The organism is Streptomyces sp. NPDC090045, from assembly GCF_044747975.1.
Lineage (GTDB): Bacteria > Actinomycetota > Actinomycetes > Streptomycetales > Streptomycetaceae > Streptomyces.
On the sequence record NZ_JBIVFA010000003.1, the window covers coordinates 303495 to 320345 of the forward strand.

Below are 16851 nucleotides of genomic sequence, written 5' to 3' on the forward strand. Positions count from 1 at the left end.
GCCGCCCGTTCGCGTGCTGCTGGTGGAGGACGACGACCTGATGCGCCGCTCCTTCACCGTCGCCCTCGAGCGCTACGGCTACCGGATGAGGACCGCGGCCGACGGGCTGGCGGGGCTGGAGCTGTTCCGCGAGGAGAGCTTCGACCTGCTGATCCTGGACGTGATGCTGCCCGGCCTGGACGGGATCGGCCTGTGCCGCAGGGTCAGGGAGACCAGCCTGGTGCCGGTCCTCATGATGTCCGCCCGCGGCGACGGACTGGATGTCGTGGCCGGTCTGGAGGCCGGCGCGGACGACTACGTGGTCAAACCCGTGGACACCTACGTGCTCGTGGCGCGCATCCGTTCGCTGCTGCGGCGGGCGACCTACGCGCCCACGCCCGCACCCGCCCCGGAACCCGGCCTCGCGACCGGCGACCCCGGGCCGCCACCGTCGGAGGGGGAGACGCTGGTCTTCGGGGACCTGACCATCGACACCGGCGGCCTGGAGGTCTTCGTTGCCGGAAGCCCGGTGGCGCTGACCCCGACGGAACTGAAACTGCTGCTGGCGTTCGCCGCCCACCCGGGCATCGTGCTGGAGCGCCACACCCTGCTGCGCGACGTGTGGGACTACGGCTGGGACGGCGACAGCCGCGTCGTGGACCTGTGCGTGCAGCGGCTGCGCAGGAAACTCGGCCGCGACCGGATCGAGACGGTCCGCGGCTTCGGCTACAAGCTCAGGCGCTGAGGCCGGTGCGCCCGTTCCCCCGGCTCCGGCCGGCCCGCGTGTCCCTGCGCTGGAAGATCGCCGCGCTGGCCGCGGCCACGGCCCTCCTGGTCGTGGCGGCGGTGGGCGTCCTCGTGCACCTGTGGACGGCACGGGAGATCCGCAGCCGGGCCGAAGCCCGGGCCTTCAACACCGTCTACTCCGCCATGGCCACCTACCGGAGCACCGGCACGCTGATCGACGGTGCCGAGCTCGATCCGGCCGAGCTGCCCGCCGCGCTGCGCCGGCCCGCCGACGGCGTCCGGCACGTCGCCCACGACGGGCACGTCGACGGCAACGTCGGGCCGAGCGTCTGGGCCGCCCAGCGCACCGGCGGCCCGGACAGCCCGGTGCTCGCCGTCCGGGTCAACATGAGCTCGGAGCTCCACGAGCTGCGGCGGCTCGACGTCAGCATGGCGCTGGCCTCACTGGTCGCGCTCGCGGCGGCCGCGCCCCTCGCGGTCTACGGGGCCGGGCTGCTCGCCCGTAGGCTGCGGCGGGTCTCGGAGACGGCGGGCCGGATCTCCGCCGGGGACCTGGACGCCCGGACCGGGCCCACCGAGGGCGGCGACGAGGTCGCCGACATCGCCGCCACCGTCGACCTGATGGCCGACAGCCTCAGCCGACGGCTGCGCACCGAGCGCCAGTTCACCGCGGACGTGGCCCACGAGCTGCGCACCCCCGTCGGCGGGCTGCTGGCCGCGGCCGACCTGCTGCCCCGCGGTGAGACGGAGGATCTGCTCCGGGCCCGGGTGCGCGATCTGCGCGGCCTGGTCGAGGACCTCCTGGAGATCTCCCGGCTCGACGCCGGCGCCGAACGGCCGGTCCGCGACCGGGTCCCGCTCGGCGCGGTCGTCTCCGAGGCGGTGGCCCGTACCGGCCTCGACACCGAGGTCACCGTCACCGCTGCCGCCGACGCCGGCCCGCGGGGCCCCGAGGCCGCCCGGGCCGGGGAGACCGTGGAGACCGATCCGCGCCGCCTCGAACGGATCGTCGGCAACCTCGTCGTCAACGCCCACCGGCACGGAGACGCCCCGGTGCGGGTCACCGTCGAGGGCCGGACGGTCGTCGTGCGCGACCACGGCCCCGGCTTCCCCCGGGACCTGCTCCTCGACGGCCCGCGCCGCTTCCACACGGGCGGGACGGGCCGCGGCTCGGGCCACGGCCTGGGCCTGACCATCGCCCTCGGCCAGGCCCGGCTCCTCGGCGCCGAGCTGCGGTTCGAGAACGCCCAGGACGGCGGCGCGGTCGCCACCCTCCGTCTGCCGGCCTGACCGCCCGCCCCTACACGACCGATACGAATACAGGACCGATACGAAGCGGAGCGGACGCCGATACGCGGCGGACCGGGCCCCGATACGTTCCCCGGACACCCTTCGGAGTGCACCTTTCCGCACCCGAGGAGGAGTCCTTCGTGACCGCCGACCCCTTTGCCCCGCACCCGCTGCACCCGCTGCACACACCGACCGGGGCCGCGGCCGCCACCACCGACCTGTCGAAGGTCTACGGCAGCGGCGACACCCGCGTCGTCGCCCTGGACCGGGTCAGCATCGCCTTCGGGGAGGGCGAGTTCACCGCCATCATGGGCCCCTCCGGCTGCGGCAAGTCCACCCTGATGCACTGCGCCGCCGGTCTCGACTCCTTCAGCTCCGGCTCCGTCCGCATCGGCACCACCGAACTGGGCACCCTCGACGACGGGCAGCTCACCCGGCTGCGCCGCGACCGGATCGGTTTCATCTTCCAGGCCTTCAACCTGCTGCCGACGCTGACCGCGCTGGAGAACATCACGCTGCCGCTGACCATCGCCGGCCGCCGGCCCGACCGGCAGTGGCTGGACCGGGTGGTCTCCATGGTCGGACTGGCCCAGCGCCTCGACCACCGGCCCGGACAGCTCTCCGGCGGGCAGCAGCAGCGCGTCGCGGTGGCCCGCGCCCTCGTGTCCCGCCCCTCGATCATCTTCGGCGACGAACCCACCGGCAATCTCGACTCCCGGTCCGGGGCCGAGGTCCTCGGCTTCCTGCGCGACTCGGTGCGCGAGCTGGGCCAGACCGTGGTCATGGTCACCCACGACCCCGTCGCCGCCGGCTACGCGGACCGCGTGGTCTTCCTCTCCGACGGCCGCCTGGTCGACGAGATGAGCCGTCCCACCCCGGACCGGGTGCTGGACCGGATGAAGGAATTCGACACCCGCTCGCGCACCAGCTGACCCACCGCCCCTACACCCCGGCACGCAGCACGAGCACCGCACCAGCCGCCCGCCCGCTCGCACCAGCCGAGCCCGCCTCCCCAGGATCCGCATCCCCATGCTCCGTACCGCCCTGCGCAACGTGTTCGCGCACAAGGCCCGTCTCCTGATGACCGTGTTCGCGGTCATGCTCGGAGTCACCTTCGTCTCCGGCAGCCTCGTCTACGGCGACAGCCTCCACCGTGCCGCCGCCGCCCGGGCGACCGACGGCTACGAGCGCATCGCCGTCAGCGTCTTCCCCGAAGACTCCCGGGACTCCCCGAACCAGCCCGGCGGGCCGGCCGGCATTGACGCCGGCACCGTGAACACCCTGGCCAAGGTCCCCGGCGTCGGCGTCGCCGCGGGGCGCGTCACCGGTTTCGCCGCCGTCGCCGACCGGGAGGGCCGGCTGCTCGGTCACGGCCCGTCCCACAAGGGCGGCAACTTCGCCCCGGGGACGGCCGGCACGGACCCCGCCTACCGCTTCACCCAGGGTTCCGGCCCGACCGGCGAGGACACGATCGCCCTCGACGAGACCACCGCCGCGAAGGGCGGCTTCCGCGTGGGCGACACCGTCCGCGTCGGCACGAACCAGGGCGCCTCCTCCTACACCCTCAGGGGGATCTTCCGGACCGACGGGACCACGCTGCCCGCCGGGGGCAGCCTGACGCTGTTCGACGACGCCACCGCGCAGCGGCTCTTCCTCCAGCCCGGCCGCTACCAGAACGTGGACGTCACCGCCGCACCCGGCGCCGACGCGCAGCAGCTCCTCGGCCGGATCGAATCGGTGCTGCCCGAGGGCACCGGCGCGGCCACCGGGGCACAGCTCGCCCGGATCCAGGAGAACCTCGCCACCAACGACAGCGACACCATGAGCCAGATCCTGCTCGGTTTCGCCGCGGTCGCCCTCTTCGTCGCCACCTTCCTCATCTCCAACACCTTCACCATGCTCGTCGCCCGGCGCACCCGGGAGCTGGCCCTGATGCGGGCCGTCGGGGCCTCGCGCAAGCAGGTGCGCCGCATCCTGCTGACCGAGTCCCTCCTCGTCGGCGCGGTCGCCTCCGCGGCCGGCCTCGCCGCCGGCACCGGGGCCGCGGCCCTGCTGCAGACCCTCTTCGCCCCGGCCGACGCCCCGGCCGGCCCGCTGGTCCTCACCCCGGGCACCGTGATCACGTCCCTGCTGGTCGGCACCGCGCTGCCCATGGTCGCCGCCTGGCTGCCGATCCGCCGGGCCATGGCCATCCCGCCGGTCGCCGCGCTCAGCGCGGCCGAGCCCGCGGCGCCCGCGCGCACCGGCTCCCTGCGCACCGGCCTCGGCGCCGCCCTGCTGGTCACCGGCATCGCCGCCGCCGGGTACGGGGCCCTCACCACGGGGCGGGACTCCCGGACCATCATCGGCCTCGGCGCGGCCCTCACCCTGACCGGGACGATCGTCCTCATCCCGCTGCTGGCCCGGCCGTTCGTCGCCCTGGTCCGGCCGCTGCTGACCCGCCTGCACCCGGTGTACGGCGGCCTCGCCGCCCGCAACACCGTGCGCGACCCGCGCCGTACGGGCGCCACGGCCGCCGCGCTCGCCATCGCCCTCACCCTCGCCTCGGGCCTGTCCGTCCTCGGAGCCTCCGCCGCCCAGTACCTCGACCGGGCGACCACCCACGACTTCACCGCCGACTACCTGGTCAAGCCCGCCGAGGGCGGCATGCGGATGACCCCCGACACCGAGGCGGCCCTCAGGAAGGTGCCCGGCGCCGCGGTCAGCCCGCTCCACCAGTCCACCGAGTACCGGCTGGCGGGAACCCCCTCCGTACTGACCGGCGTCGACCCCGCCACCATCGGCCGGCTGCTGCGCTACGACGTGGTCGAGGGCTCCCTCGACCGCCTCGCCCAAGGACAGATCGCCGTGGCCGAGTTCAAGGCCAGGGCGGCCGGCTGGCGCGTCGGTCAGACCCTGCCCCTGCAGCGTCAGGACGGCGAGCGGGGCAGCGTCACCATCGGCGCCGTCTACCGGGCGGACGAGCAGAGCAACCTGCTGCCCAGCATCACCGCACCCGACTCCCTCGTCGCCCGCTACGACTCCACCCCGCACACCGCCGCGATCCTCGTCGGCATGCCCGGCGGACCCGGCCGGACCGCACGCGGCGACGTCACCCGCGCCCTCGGCGACAACCCCGCGCTGGCCGTCCTCGACCAGGCGGGCATCCGGGCCCAGGACAGCGGGTCCATCGGCGACCAGCTCAACGTCTTCTACGCCCTGCTGAGCATGGCGCTGACGATCGCCGCCCTGGGCATCGCCAACACCCTCGCGATGTCCGTCCTCGAACGCCGCAAGGAGATCGGCACCCTGCGCGCCCTCGGTGTGGACCGGGCCGGTGTGAGCCGGATGATCCGGCTGGAGGCCCTGGTCCTCGGCGGGCTCGGCGCGGCGCTCGGCACTGTCCTGGGCGTCTTCCTGGGCTGGGCGCTCGGCCGCACCCTCCAGGAGAGCGTCGCGGGCTACGCGCTGGTCCTTCCCTGGGGCCGGCTCGCCCTCGGCGTGCTCGTCGCCATGGCGGGTGCGCTGGCCGCCTCGCTCTGGCCGGCCCGCCGGGCCGCCCGCGTCGACATCCCGGCCGCCACGGCGGCGCAGTAACTCCCCCGTGCGGGCCCGCCGTCGTGACCTGCTCAGCGGTCGGCGGGCCCGCTGCCGGAACCGGACCGGGCGAGGACGCGCCGGAGCCAGGCGGACCGGGCGGTCCGGGCGTCCCGGCTGAGGGCCGCCCGGGGCGCGAAGGTGTCGAAGCCGTGGAAGGCCCCCGGCCACACGTGCAGTTCGGCCTGACCGCCGGCCTGCCAGATCGCGTTCGCGTAGGCCACGTCCTCGTCCCGGAAGGTCTCGGCCGACCCGACCTCGATGTAGGCCGGAGGCAGCCCGGACAGATCGGTGGCGCGGGCGGGGGCCGCGTAGGGCGGCAGGTCCGCGGCGCCGTACCGGTCGCCCAGCAGCGCCTGCCAGGCGGTGGCGTTGGAGGTCCGGTCCCAGATGCCGAGGCCGGCCATCTGGTGGCTGGAGACGGTGTCGCCCCGGTCGTCGAGCATCGGGCACAGGAGCAGCTGCCCGATCGGTGCCGGCCCGCCGCGGTCGCGGGTGAGCAGGGCGAGTGCCGCGGCGAGGCCGCCGCCGGCGCTCTTGCCGCCGATGACGATGCGGTCCGCGTCGATGCCCAGTTCGGCCGCGTGCCCGGCCACCCAGACGAGTCCGGCGTAGCAGTCCTCCACCGGTCCGGGGTAGCGCGTGTGCGGTGCCAGCCGGTACTCGACGGACACGACGGCCAGCTCCAGGGGGAGGGCCCATGCGTGCAGCAGCTGCGGGACGACGGACCTTGCATTGCCCATGATCATTCCGCCGCCGTGCATGTAGTACAGCACCGGCAGCGGGCCCGCGACCCCGGCGGGCCGTGCGCTCACGAGCGTGACGTCCGGGTCGCCCGGCGCTCCCGGCACGAGCAGCTCGTCCACCTCGAAGAGGCCGTCGGCGCGCAGCTCCCGCAGCGTCGGCCGGGGCCGGGACGCGGCGTCCCGCTCCTGCCGGGCAGCGAGGTTCTCCGGGGTGAACGGCTCTCTCGCCGCGTCCCCCAACGCCGCCAGCGCAGCACTCAGTTCGGGGTCGAGAGGGGGCGCCTTCCGGGCGGTCGAGCCGGGCTCGCCGCCTGCGGGGAACGTGCGCGCGGGATCCATGCGGCGTAGTCAATCACCCGTCGGCCACCGGCCGGTGCCCGGCGTCCGAGCGCTCGGCTCATCCGGCGGTCACGGGTTCCTCGCCGCCCATGTCGAGGCGGAAGGGCGGGTAGGCGTCCGTCATGAGCGTGGCGTACGCCGTCACGCGGAGCACCCACCGGTTGAGCCCGATCACCAGGTCGAACAGGTCGCGCGGGTACTTCTCGGTGAAGGCCAGCGTGACGACCGCGATGAGTGCCAGCAGCCCGATCAGGCCCGCGCTCCACCAGCCGCCGTGCGCGCCGGTGAAGAAGCCGATCACGAGGTAGTGCGGGATGGCGAGCAGCCACCACTTCACCAGGACCAGGCCCCGGGAGAGGCGCTCGGGGTAGGCGATGTCCAGCCGGGCCGGGTAGTCGGGTTCGGGTCCGAGGCTGAACGGCGGGTAGCGGTCGGTGCCCAGGGCGGCGTAGGAGTAGTACGAGACCCGCCATGACCAGCGGAGGACCCCGAGGTTGAAGTCGAAGAGGGCCCGCGGATAGCGCTCGGTGAAGAGGATCGCGAAGAACGCGATCACGCAGATCACGAGGAAGGCGATCCACAGGAACGCCAGCACGATGTAGTGCGGAATGGCCAGGATCCACTTGACCAGCCACAGCCAGCGCGAAAGCGGCGGGTCCAGCCCGGCCGTCACCGTTACCGGTGGGTAGGAGGTCTCCATGGTCATCGTGCTCACCTCATCGGCTCACCTCGCCCCTTCCCATCATCCCGGCTGCGCGCACCGCCCTCCACTCGGGCGGACCCGCGCGCGAGCACATGGGGCGGGAGCGGCGTACTCCTGTGCGCCCCCCTGTGCTCCTTCGACGGTGCGGGCCACTCCGCTTACGGTTCCGGGCCATGAGTGGATACGCGAAGGAACCGGCCACCCCGACGGAAATCGGCACCCGGGACTTGCCTCCCTCCGACCGGTGGTCCACGACCCCCGTCATACCGGCCCCGGTCTGTCGCTTCGAGAACTTCCTCGGCGAGGAACGCGCCGCGGGCCTGCTGGCGTACGCGATCTCCCGGCAGCCCGACTTCAACGCGGGAACGGTCCTGGACCCCCTGTCGGGCCAGGTCTCCCACAAGGGCCGCAGCTCCCTCGTCCTCCCCGTGACCAGCTCCGTCTTCAGCCGGCACCTCGCCGACTGCCTGCCGCTCGTCCAGGAGGTCCTCGGGCACCAGGCCGCGCTCACGCAGGCCCTGACGGTTCTGACGGCGCACGGGGAAGGGGGTCACTACGGCATCCACACCGACGCCTCGCGGGTCCGCGACGTCGGCACGGCCGTGTCGGCCGTGTACTACCTCCACCGCAGGCCCCGCGGTTTCGACGGCGGCCAACTCCGTTTGTACGACACCCAGTTCCACGAGGGCGGACCGCAGCCGGCGGAGACCTACCGCACCATCGAACCCGAGCACGACACCATCGTGTTCTTCCCGGCCAGTGCCTTCCACGAGGTGGTCCCGTCCACCTGCCCCAGCGGCCGGTTCGAAGACCACCGGTTCACGCTCACGACGTGGATCAGCGGCGCCGAGTCCGCACCGGCGACGCCCGACACCCCGTTCCGGATCTGGCAGTGGATGGCCCGCGCGGCCGAACGCACCCGCCCGCTCGCGGACATCACGCGCGACCACGACGGCGCCAGGCCCATCGCCCTCCCGGCGGCCGACCCCGTCACCCGGCTCACCCTTCCCGCACCCCGCGCGACATCGTGAGCGAGGCCCTCCGGCCGTCCCCTCGCGAACTTGGCCGGTTCCGCTCTTGCCACCGCAGTCCCGGGCCCTTTTGTCATTTCGTAAGGTTAGGCTAACCTTACCGGCGTGCAGGTAGCTGAAGAGACCGCCGCGGCGATGCGTCCCCGCGGCCATGAACTGTCGGCCACGGGCGTCACCGTGGCGTACGACGGCGTCGACGTCGTACACGACGCCTCGATGACGCTGCGGCCCGGCCAGGTCACCGTCCTGGTCGGGCCGAACGGCAGTGGCAAGTCCACGCTGCTGCGCACCATCGCGCGGCTCCAGCGGCCGAGGACGGGCACCCTCGTCATCGACGGCGACACCGACGGACTGGCGCTCGGACCCCGCGAGTTCTCGCGCCGGGTCGCCCTGCTCACCCAGGGGCGCCCCACGCCGAGCGGGCTGACGGTACGGGACCTCGTCGACTTCGGCCGCTACCCCTACCGGGGCCGCTGGGGCCGGGACGACCCGGGCGGCCGGACCGCGGTGGACCGCGCGCTCGCCCTGACGGGCGTCGCCGAACTCGCCGAACGCGGCGCCGAGCACCTGTCCGGCGGACAGCTCCAGCGCGTCTGGCTGGCCGGCTGCCTCGCCCAGGAGACCGGCGTGCTCCTGCTCGACGAACCCACGACCTACCTCGACCTGCGCCACCAGGTCGAACTCCTCGACCTCATGCGGGATCTGGCGGACGCCCACGGGATCGCCGTGGGCGCCGTCCTGCACGACCTCGACCAGGCCGCCGCCGTGGCCGACCGGATCGTCCTGCTCAGCGCGGGACGCGTCATCGCCGACGGCGACCCCGCGGACGTACTGACCCCGGAGCGGCTGACCGACACCTACGGCATCCGCATCGACGTCGACACCGACCCCCTCACCGGCCGGCTGCGCACCCGCGCGATCGGCCGGCACCACTCGCGAAGCGAAAGGCTCAGTACCACCTCATGAGACGCCTCCTCCTCACCGCGACGGCGGCCCTGGTCGGCCTGCTCATCATCCTGACCGACCCGTTCAACGCGACGAAGGCGCTGACCTGACTGTCGGGCTCCACCTACGGGCGGACCCTGCCCGACGTGGTGCCACTCGCGGTCGTCCTGGCCGCGGGCCTGGCCGTCGCGGTCGTACGCCGGGCCGAACTCGACCTCGTGTCACTCGACGAGGACACCCCGCGGCTGCTCGGCATGCACCTCGGACGAGGGCGCCTCGGCTTCCTCGTCCTGGCCGTCCTGCTCAGCGCCACCGCGGTGGCCGCCGCCGGCACCATCGGCTTCGTCGGACTCGTGGCACCGCACGCCGCCCGTGCCCTCGTGGGCCGGCAGCACGCCCGGGTGGTCCCGGTCGCGGTGCTCCTCGGCGCGGTCCTCGTCTGCACCGCCGACCTGGTGGGCCGGACGGTCATCGCACCGGCCCAGCTCGGCGCCGGGCTGATGACCGCGGTGATCGGCACGCCGTACTTCCTGTACCTCCTCGTACGCAGCCGCCGCTAGTCCGGCGCCGGGTACCACCGAGGGTGGTGGTCCCCGGCGCCCCGGTCGGGGACCGGCGGGTCAGGCCCGCCCGGTCAGGTATCCGCCCATCGAGGTGAAGTACTCGGCCGCGGGCAACTCCCGGCCGTCCTCGGTCCGTACGCGCGTGATGGCCAGCCCGTGGTTGCGGCCGGTCCGGGCGTCGGCGCCCGCGACGATCACCACCCCCTCGCCCTCGCGGTAGAAGATCCGGCCGGGGGTTCCGCCGTACCGCCCCTCGGACACGCAGGCGGACAGCACCTCCAGGCGCCTGCCCTTGTGGAAGGTGAAGGCGCTGGGGTACGGCTCGGACTGGGCGCGGACCAGGCGGTCCAGGTCCTCCGCGGGCCAGGTCCAGTCGATGCGGCTGTCCTCGAGGGACCGCTTGTGGAAGAAGCTCGCCTGGGACCGGTCCTGCTTGGTGAACTCCGTCCGCCCGGAGGCGATGAGGTCGAGGGCGCCGACGGTGACCGGGGCGATGAGGTCGACGGTCCGGTGGAAGAGGTCGGTGGCGGTGTCCTTCGGCCCCACCGGTACCGACTCCTGCCGCACGATGTCCCCGGCGTCGAGTTCGTCGTTCATCATGTGCGCGGTGACGCCCACTTCGGTCTCGCCGTTGATCAGCGCCCAGATGAGGGGCGAGAAGCCGGCGTACTTCGGCAGCAGCGAGTCGTGCACGTTCAGCGTGCCGTGGCGGGGGAGTCCGAAGACCCGCGGCGGCAGCCACGTACGCCAGTTGTTGGCGACGATGATGTCCGGCTCGGCCTCCTTGAGGCGCTGGAACAGCTCGTCGTCGTCCGGGCGGTTGCGGAGCAGGACCGGGACCCCGTGTTCTTCGGCGAGGTCGGCGACGGAGTCGCTCCAGATCTTCTCGTAGGCGTGTTCGCTCTTCGGGTGCGTCACCACCAGCACCACGTCGTGCTCGGAGTCCAGGAGGGCTTGCAGGGTCCGGTGCCCCCAGGTCTGGTAACCGAACATGACGACCCGCATGGGGTTCCTCCTCAGGGACAGGGGTTGGTTGAAGTCGAGTAAAGCAAGGCTTGCCTAAGTTGGCAACGGTGCCCGCCCTGCTGCGAGTTGACGATCACTCCGCTCTCCGGCCGCCCGATTTGTCTATCGACAGCTCCTGGAGGATCAGCTTAGCCTTACCTAAGTTTCGGTCGCGTCTCCGTCGGCGTGCCCGATTTTCCCGCCTTCCCCGATGCCCGACCGACCGCCTTGCCCGCCCGGCACGGCGGCTGCCCTCGCACGATGGGAGTGACATGGCACAGGCTCGTCCTGACGACCCCCCGCTGATCCACGACCTCATAGGAATCGGCTTCGGCCCGTCCAATGTGGCCATGGCGATCGCGGTCGGCGAGCACAACGCACGCGTCGGCAGGGAGGAAGTGATCACCACTCACTTCTTCGAGCAGCAGCCGCGCTTCGGCTGGCACCGGGGCATGCTCATCGACGACGCGACCATGCAGGTGTCCTTCCTGAAGGACCTGGTGACGCTCCGGAACCCGGCCAGCGAGTTCAGCTTCCTGTGCTACCTGAAGAGCAAGGGGCGGCTGATCGACTTCATCAACCACAAGAACCTCTTCCCACTCAGGGTGGAGTTCCACGACTACCTGGAGTGGTCCGCGGCCAAGGTCGACGACATGGTCTCGTACGGCCACGAGGTCGTCGGGGTCACGCCGGTCGTCCGCGAAGGAGTGGTGGACCACCTCGACGTGACGGTCCGTTCGGGGGAGGGGCTCGCGCTCCACCGGGCCCGCAACCTCGTCATCGGCACCGGTCTGCGTCCCCTCATGCCGGAGGGCGTGGAACGCACCGACCGCATCTGGCACAACTCCGATCTCCTGACGAAGGTCGAAGCCCTGAAGGGCGCCGCCCCCTCCCGGTTCGTCGTCGTGGGCGCGGGGCAGAGCGCCGCCGAGAACGTCGCCTACCTGCACCGCCGCTTCCCGCAGGCCGAGGTCTGCGCGGTCTTCTCCCGGTACGGCTACAGCCCCGCCGACGACAGCGGCTTCGCCAACCGGATCTTCGACCCGGAGGCGGTCGGCGAGTTCTTCACCGCACCCGAGAACGTCAAGCGCAAGCTGATGGACTACCACCGCAACACGAACTACTCCGTGGTGGACATCGACCTGATCGACGAGCTGTACCGGCAGATGTACCAGGAGAAGGTCCTCGGCACCGAGCGCCTGCGCTTCCTCAACGTTTCCCGGCTGACCGGCGTCACGCAGACGCCGGCCAAGGTCCGCGCCACCGTGCAGTCCCTGGTGACGGGCGAGGAGACGCTCCTGGACGCGGACGTCGTGGTCTTCGCCACCGGCTACCGCCCAGCCGACCCGCTCGGCCTCCTCGGCGAGGTCGCCGACCGCTGCCTGCGCGACGACGAGGACCGTGTCCGCGTCGAGCGCGACTACCGCATCGCGACCGACCCGGAACTGCGCTGCGGCATCTACGTGCAGGGCGGTACGGAGCACACGCACGGCATCACGTCGTCCCTGCTGTCCAACACCAGCGTCAGGGTCGGCGAGATCCTCGACTCGCTCCTCGACCGGGGCCGCAAGTCCGATGCCGACGAGGTCCGGACCGTGGCCGACGGAACGGGCAGCACGGCCCGCTAGACCGATACCCGGACCGGTGCGGTCCGTACAACTGCCGCCTGGTGGCGCGTGCCACCGGCGAGGTTTCGCCGGTGGAGCGAAGGGATAACGTACAGCGACATGGGCACGACTACAGTGGAGCGTCCCGCGCCCAGGGGCGCAACGGAGGCCCGCCGACGCCGGGTTGTGGGGTCCTTGGTACTCCTGTCGATCCTCCTGACCGCCGTGGTGGTGTCGTTGGCCGTCGGTGCCCGCGCGCTCGGTCCGGCCGACGTGTGGCACGGGCTGACGGCGGAACCGGATCCGGACCGGCGGCTCACGGAGATCAGGCTCATCGTGCAGACCGTACGCGTGCCCAGGACGGTCCTGGCCGTGGTGGCGGGCGTGGCCCTGGGCGTCGGCGGGGCGTTGATCCAGGGGTACACGCGCAACCCGATCGCCGACACGGGCCTGCTCGGGGTGAACTCGGGCGCCTCGTTCGCCGTGGTGACGGTGATCGCGGTGTTCGGGCTCGCCGTCCCGTTCCAGTACGTCTGGTTCGCCTTCCTGGGGGCGGCGGTCGCCGGTGTCGTCGTGTTCGGACTGGCGAGCATCGGCCGGGGGGCCGGCAACCCCCTGACGCTCGCCCTGGCCGGGCAGGGGATCACCGTGTTCCTGGCGGCGATGACCACGGCGGTCGCGCTGTCGGACAAGGCCTCGCTGAACGCGCTGCGCTTCTGGAACGCGGGCTCCGTGGCCGGTGTCGGATTCGACGTCATCTGGCCGGTGACGGCGTTCATCGCGGTCGGGCTGGTCCTGGCCCTGACCACGCTGCCGGCCGTCAACCTGCTCAACCTGGGCGACGACGTGGCGCGCGGGCTGGGCGTGAACATCGTGCTGAGCCGGACCGTCGGCATCATCGCCATCACCCTGCTGGCGGGAGCGGCGACGGCGGCCTGCGGACCCATCGCCTTCCTCGGTCTCATGGTGGCCCACGTGGCCAGGTACCTGACCGGGCCGGACTACCGCTGGCTGGTGCCGTACGCGGGCCTGCTCGGCGCCATCGTCCTGCTGGTCTGCGACATCGCCGGGCGACTGCTGGTGCGGCCGGGCGAGTTGGACGCGGGTGTCGTGGTGGCCCTCCTCGGCGCCCCCTTCTTCGCGGTTCTGGTGTGGCGCGGAAAGTTCAAGAGCGCATGAACGGGGCCGACGTGGACGTGCAAGTCGTGGAGGCCGTGAAGGCCCCGGTGGCGCCGGGCGTCCGGCTCGGCCGGGTGTCGTTCGTGTGGCGGCCGTGGATGGTGTGCGCCACCCTGCTGCTGGCGGCGGCGACGTTCCTGGTGTTCTGCCTGTCCATCGGCGTCGGGGAGTTCCCCATCGGCCTGCCCCAGGTGATCGCCACGATCCTCGGCCGCGGCGAGCAGGTGGACGAGTTCGTGATCATGGACCTGCGGATGCCGCGGGCCCTGGCCGGATGCGTCGTCGGCATCGCGCTGGGCGTGTCCGGGGCGATCACCCAGTCCATCGCGCGCAATCCGCTGGCCAGCCCCGACATCCTGGGGATCACCGGGGGCGCCGGCGCGGTCGCGGTGTTCCTGGTGACGGTGTCGGGCGGGACCGCCGCGGCGGTCGTCAGCTCCGTCGGCCTGTCCGGGGCGGCGCTCGCGGGCGGTCTCGGCACGGGACTCCTCGTGTACTTCCTGGCGTGGCGGCGCGGGATCGACGGCTTCCGGCTCATCCTCATCGGCATCTCGGTGAGCGCCGTGATGGAGGCCGTCACGACCTGGCTGCTGGTCCGGGCCGACATCAGGGACGTGGCCCGGGCCCAGGCGTGGCTGATCGGCTCGCTGGACAACCGGTCGTGGGACGACATCCGGGTGGCGGTCTGGTGCACGCTCGCGCTGATGGTCGTCGTGGCCTGCGCCGCGTTCCAGTTCAAGCCGATGTACCTCGGCGACGAGGTGGCCGCGGGCCTGGGCGTCCGGTACTCGGCGGTGCGGGCGGTCCTGCTGCTGTGCGCGGTCCTGCTGGCCGGCGTGGCGGTGAGCGCGGCGGGCCCGGTTCCGTTCGTCGCGCTGGTCGCGCCGCAGGTGGCGATGCGGCTGCTGAGGTGCCCGACACCGCCGATGGTGGCCTCCGGCATGGTGGGGGCCCTGTTGCTGACCGGCGCGGACCTGGTCGCCCGCACGGCGCTGCCGATCTCCCTCCCGGTGGGCGTCGTCACCGCCGCGATCGGCGGCCCCTTCCTGGTCTACCTCCTGGTGCGGGCGAACCTGCGTTGACCGACTCGTATGCATGCACGTCTAGTTCAGGGGGACTTGTGGCCGTTTCGCACATCACCGGGATCCAGTCCGGGGGTGAGGAGACCTCACGGCTGGCGGCCAGGGGGGTCACGGTCGGGTACGGGGGCCGGAGCGTCATCGACGACCTCCACGTGGCGATCCCGCCCGGGGTGATCTCCACGATCATCGGCTCCAACGGCTGCGGGAAGTCGACCCTGCTGCGGACCCTCTCGCGGCTGCTCAAGCCGACGAAGGGCTCGGTCGTCCTCGACGGCGAGGACATCGCCACGCTCAGGACCCGGGACGTGGCGAAGAAGCTCGGCCTGCTGCCGCAGGCGCCGGTCGCGCCGGACGGGCTCACGGTGGCCGACCTGGTCGCCCGGGGGCGGCATCCGCACCAGAGCTGGCTGCGCCAGTGGTCCTCGGACGACGCCGCCGTCGTGGAGCGGGCGCTGGCCATGACCGGGGTGTCCGACCTGGCCGACCGCCCGGTCGACGCGCTGTCCGGCGGGCAGCGCCAGCGCGTCTGGATCTCGATGACGCTGGCCCAGGGCACCGATCTGCTCCTGCTGGACGAGCCGACCACCTTCCTGGACCTGGCGCACGCGATCGACGTGCTCGACCTCGTGGACGACCTCCACGAGTCGGGATGCACCGTGGTCATGGTGCTGCACGACCTCAACCTGGCCACGCGCTACAGCGACAACCTCATCGTGATGAAGGCCGGCGCGATCCTGGCGCAGGGGCACCCGCGGGACGTCATCACCGCCGAGCTGCTCCACGAGGCGTTCGGTCTGCGGGCCAAGGTGATCGACGATCCGGTGGGGGACCGGCCGCTGATCGTGCCGATCGGCCGCACCCACGTCCAGCTCGGCCCACTCGACTGATTGGACAAAAATACGGTTCAAGTAAGGCTAGGCTAGCCTCACTTGAGCGCGATACGGTTTGCCTGCCCTCGGGCGGGGGTGCAGTGGACAGCCCGAAAGCAAGGGATTGCGGATGCTTCTCCATCGAACGACTCGTACGAACTCCTGGGGGCGGCTGACGGCGGTACTGTCCGCCACGGCCCTCGGCGTCGGCCTCCTGGCCGGATGCGGTTCCGACACGAAGGACCAGTCCGACAAGAAGAGCGCCGACGCCCCGGCCGCCGCGGCCGGCACCTTCCCGGTCACCGTGGAGCACGCGTTCGGGTCCACGAAGGTCGCCAAGGCCCCCCAGCGGGTCGTCTCCGTCGGCTACACCGACGACCAGGCCATCCTGGCGTTCGGCATCAAGCCGGTCGGCATGGTCGACCAGTACCCGAACCCGCCGGGCACCAGCCCCGACATCAACACCCAGTGGCCCTGGGTGAAGGCCAAGTGGGGCGACACCCGCCCCGAGGTCGTCATGAACAACGGCGACACCGGACCGAACTACGAGAAGATCGCCGCCCTGCGGCCGGACCTGATCATCGCGGTCTACTCCGAGATCGACCAGGCCGCCTACGACAAGCTCTCCAAGATCGCCCCGACGGTGGGCCGCACCAAGGCCGAGAAGGAGCCGTTCAGCGCTCCCTGGCAGGACAACGCGGTCCACATCGCCAAGGCGCTGGGCCAGGAGTCCAAGGGCACCGAACTGGTGAAGGGCATCCAGGACAAGCTCGACGCGGCCAAGAAGGCGCACCCCGAGTTCGCGAACCAGACCGCCGTCGCACTGTCCTGGTACAAGGACTCGGCGGCCCCCTTCACCTCCACCGACGTCCGCGGGCGCCTGGTGACGGGCACCGGCTTCAAGTACCAGACCGAGATCGACAAGATCGCCGACGGCAAGTTCTACACCACGCTGTCCCCCGAGCGCATGGACCTGATCGACGTCGACCGCATCTTCGTCATCAACGACAAGGCCGACACCGAGGCGCTCAAGAAGTTCGAGCTGTTCGCCAACCTGGGCGCGGTCAAGAACGGCAAGGTGTCGTACCTGCTGGACAGCGAGGGCCCGGCGGTCGGCGCGGCCATGTCCCAGGGCACCCTGCTGTCCCTGCCGTACGCGATCGACGAACTCGTCAAGTCGGTCGGCTAGG

14 protein-coding genes and 1 pseudogene are annotated in these 16851 nt (G+C 72.1%); 12 read left to right on the forward strand and 3 right to left on the reverse strand.

All coding sequences use genetic code 11. The features are described from left to right. Positions 1-40 precede the first annotated feature (40 nt). The 4 genes from cseB to ACIPYQ_RS10360 all read left to right on the forward strand — a co-directional run bounded on the left by cseB (position 41) and on the right by ACIPYQ_RS10360 (position 5592). Positions 41-724, forward strand: a complete 684-nt coding sequence (gene cseB / locus ACIPYQ_RS10345; protein WP_401249341.1) for a two-component system response regulator CseB — start codon at positions 41-43, stop codon at positions 722-724. Continuing rightward, positions 721-2016 (forward strand): ATP-binding protein, encoded by a 1296-nt coding sequence (locus ACIPYQ_RS10350; protein WP_401249344.1) that lies wholly within the window; start codon positions 721-723, stop codon positions 2014-2016. The genes cseB and ACIPYQ_RS10350 overlap by 4 nt, the downstream gene beginning before the upstream one ends. Before the next feature lie 170 nt (positions 2017-2186). Beyond that, positions 2187-2948: an ABC transporter ATP-binding protein gene (locus tag ACIPYQ_RS10355; protein ID WP_401249347.1), complete on the forward strand. Its 762-nt coding sequence runs from the start codon at positions 2187-2189 to the stop codon at positions 2946-2948. 97 nt (positions 2949-3045) lie between these two features. Next, positions 3046-5592 (forward strand): ABC transporter permease, encoded by a 2547-nt coding sequence (locus ACIPYQ_RS10360; RefSeq protein ID WP_401248403.1) that lies wholly within the window; start codon positions 3046-3048, stop codon positions 5590-5592. A 32-nt stretch (positions 5593-5624) separates the two neighbouring features. On the opposite strand, the gene ACIPYQ_RS10365 is transcribed toward ACIPYQ_RS10360, so the two are convergent. Further along, on the reverse strand, positions 5625-6677 hold the full coding sequence (locus tag ACIPYQ_RS10365; protein ID WP_401248406.1) for an alpha/beta hydrolase: 1053 nt from the start codon (positions 6675-6677) through the stop codon (positions 5625-5627). A gap of 58 nt (positions 6678-6735) precedes the next feature. Beyond that, positions 6736-7383, reverse strand: coding sequence for a DUF4389 domain-containing protein (locus ACIPYQ_RS10370; protein WP_401249349.1), 648 nt, complete (start codon positions 7381-7383; stop codon positions 6736-6738). A gap of 170 nt (positions 7384-7553) precedes the next feature. Here ACIPYQ_RS10370 and ACIPYQ_RS10375 point away from each other — a divergent pair, with 170 nt between their 5' ends. From ACIPYQ_RS10375 to ACIPYQ_RS10385, 3 genes and pseudogenes are all read left to right on the forward strand, one after another. Further along, the gene (locus ACIPYQ_RS10375) at positions 7554-8411 is read left to right on the forward strand and encodes a 2OG-Fe(II) oxygenase (RefSeq protein ID WP_401248408.1); all 858 of its coding nucleotides are present in this window, start codon (positions 7554-7556) and stop codon (positions 8409-8411) included. A 105-nt stretch (positions 8412-8516) separates the two neighbouring features. Next, complete coding sequence (locus tag ACIPYQ_RS10380) at positions 8517-9377, forward strand: ABC transporter ATP-binding protein (RefSeq protein WP_401248410.1); 861 nt, start codon at positions 8517-8519, stop codon at positions 9375-9377. Between the two features lie 14 nt (positions 9378-9391). Then, positions 9392-9916, forward strand: a pseudogene (locus ACIPYQ_RS10385) (FecCD family ABC transporter permease); the annotation flags it as partial. A gap of 60 nt (positions 9917-9976) precedes the next feature. On the opposite strand, the gene ACIPYQ_RS10390 reads toward ACIPYQ_RS10385, so the two are convergent. Then, the gene (locus ACIPYQ_RS10390) at positions 9977-10924 is read right to left on the reverse strand and encodes a methionyl-tRNA formyltransferase (RefSeq protein ID WP_401248412.1); all 948 of its coding nucleotides are present in this window, start codon (positions 10922-10924) and stop codon (positions 9977-9979) included. A gap of 272 nt (positions 10925-11196) precedes the next feature. On the opposite strand from ACIPYQ_RS10390, the gene ACIPYQ_RS10395 reads away from it, so the two are divergent. The 5 genes from ACIPYQ_RS10395 to ACIPYQ_RS10415 all read left to right on the forward strand — a co-directional run bounded on the left by ACIPYQ_RS10395 (position 11197) and on the right by ACIPYQ_RS10415 (position 16850). Then, positions 11197-12552, forward strand: coding sequence for a lysine N(6)-hydroxylase/L-ornithine N(5)-oxygenase family protein (locus tag ACIPYQ_RS10395; protein WP_401248415.1), 1356 nt, complete (start codon positions 11197-11199; stop codon positions 12550-12552). Positions 12553-12651: 99 nt separating this feature from the next. Next, on the forward strand, positions 12652-13710 hold the full coding sequence (locus ACIPYQ_RS10400) for a FecCD family ABC transporter permease (protein WP_401248417.1): 1059 nt from the start codon (positions 12652-12654) through the stop codon (positions 13708-13710). After that, positions 13707-14792, forward strand: coding sequence for a FecCD family ABC transporter permease (locus ACIPYQ_RS10405; RefSeq protein WP_401248420.1), 1086 nt, complete (start codon positions 13707-13709; stop codon positions 14790-14792). The genes ACIPYQ_RS10400 and ACIPYQ_RS10405 overlap by 4 nt, the downstream gene beginning before the upstream one ends. Positions 14793-14830: 38 nt before the next feature. Further along, a complete protein-coding gene (locus ACIPYQ_RS10410) occupies positions 14831-15679 on the forward strand; it encodes an ABC transporter ATP-binding protein (protein ID WP_361756688.1) in 849 nt (282 codons plus the stop codon). Positions 15680-15791: 112 nt separating this feature from the next. Further along, complete coding sequence (locus tag ACIPYQ_RS10415) at positions 15792-16850, forward strand: iron-siderophore ABC transporter substrate-binding protein (protein WP_401248423.1); 1059 nt, start codon at positions 15792-15794, stop codon at positions 16848-16850. The last annotated feature ends 1 nt before the right edge of the window (position 16851 follow it).

Excerpts from the sequence above, each read along its gene's own strand:
- cseB (WP_401249341.1), top strand. The coding sequence starts at position 41 with ATGCGCCGCTCCTTCACCGTCGCCCTCGAGCGCTACGGCTACCGGATG.
- ACIPYQ_RS10360 (WP_401248403.1), top strand. The coding sequence starts at position 3,046 with ATGCTCCGTACCGCCCTGCGCAACGTGTTCGCGCACAAGGCCCGTCTC.
- ACIPYQ_RS10365 (WP_401248406.1), bottom strand. The coding sequence starts at position 6,677 with ATGGATCCCGCGCGCACGTTCCCCGCAGGCGGCGAGCCCGGCTCGACC.
- ACIPYQ_RS10370 (WP_401249349.1), bottom strand. The coding sequence starts at position 7,383 with ATGACCATGGAGACCTCCTACCCACCGGTAACGGTGACGGCCGGGCTG.
- ACIPYQ_RS10375 (WP_401248408.1), top strand. The coding sequence starts at position 7,554 with ATGAGTGGATACGCGAAGGAACCGGCCACCCCGACGGAAATCGGCACC.
- ACIPYQ_RS10390 (WP_401248412.1), bottom strand. The coding sequence starts at position 10,924 with ATGCGGGTCGTCATGTTCGGTTACCAGACCTGGGGGCACCGGACCCTG.
- ACIPYQ_RS10395 (WP_401248415.1), top strand. The coding sequence starts at position 11,197 with ATGGCACAGGCTCGTCCTGACGACCCCCCGCTGATCCACGACCTCATA.
- ACIPYQ_RS10400 (WP_401248417.1), top strand. The coding sequence starts at position 12,652 with ATGGGCACGACTACAGTGGAGCGTCCCGCGCCCAGGGGCGCAACGGAG.
- ACIPYQ_RS10405 (WP_401248420.1), top strand. The coding sequence starts at position 13,707 with ATGAACGGGGCCGACGTGGACGTGCAAGTCGTGGAGGCCGTGAAGGCC.
- ACIPYQ_RS10415 (WP_401248423.1), top strand. The coding sequence starts at position 15,792 with ATGCTTCTCCATCGAACGACTCGTACGAACTCCTGGGGGCGGCTGACG.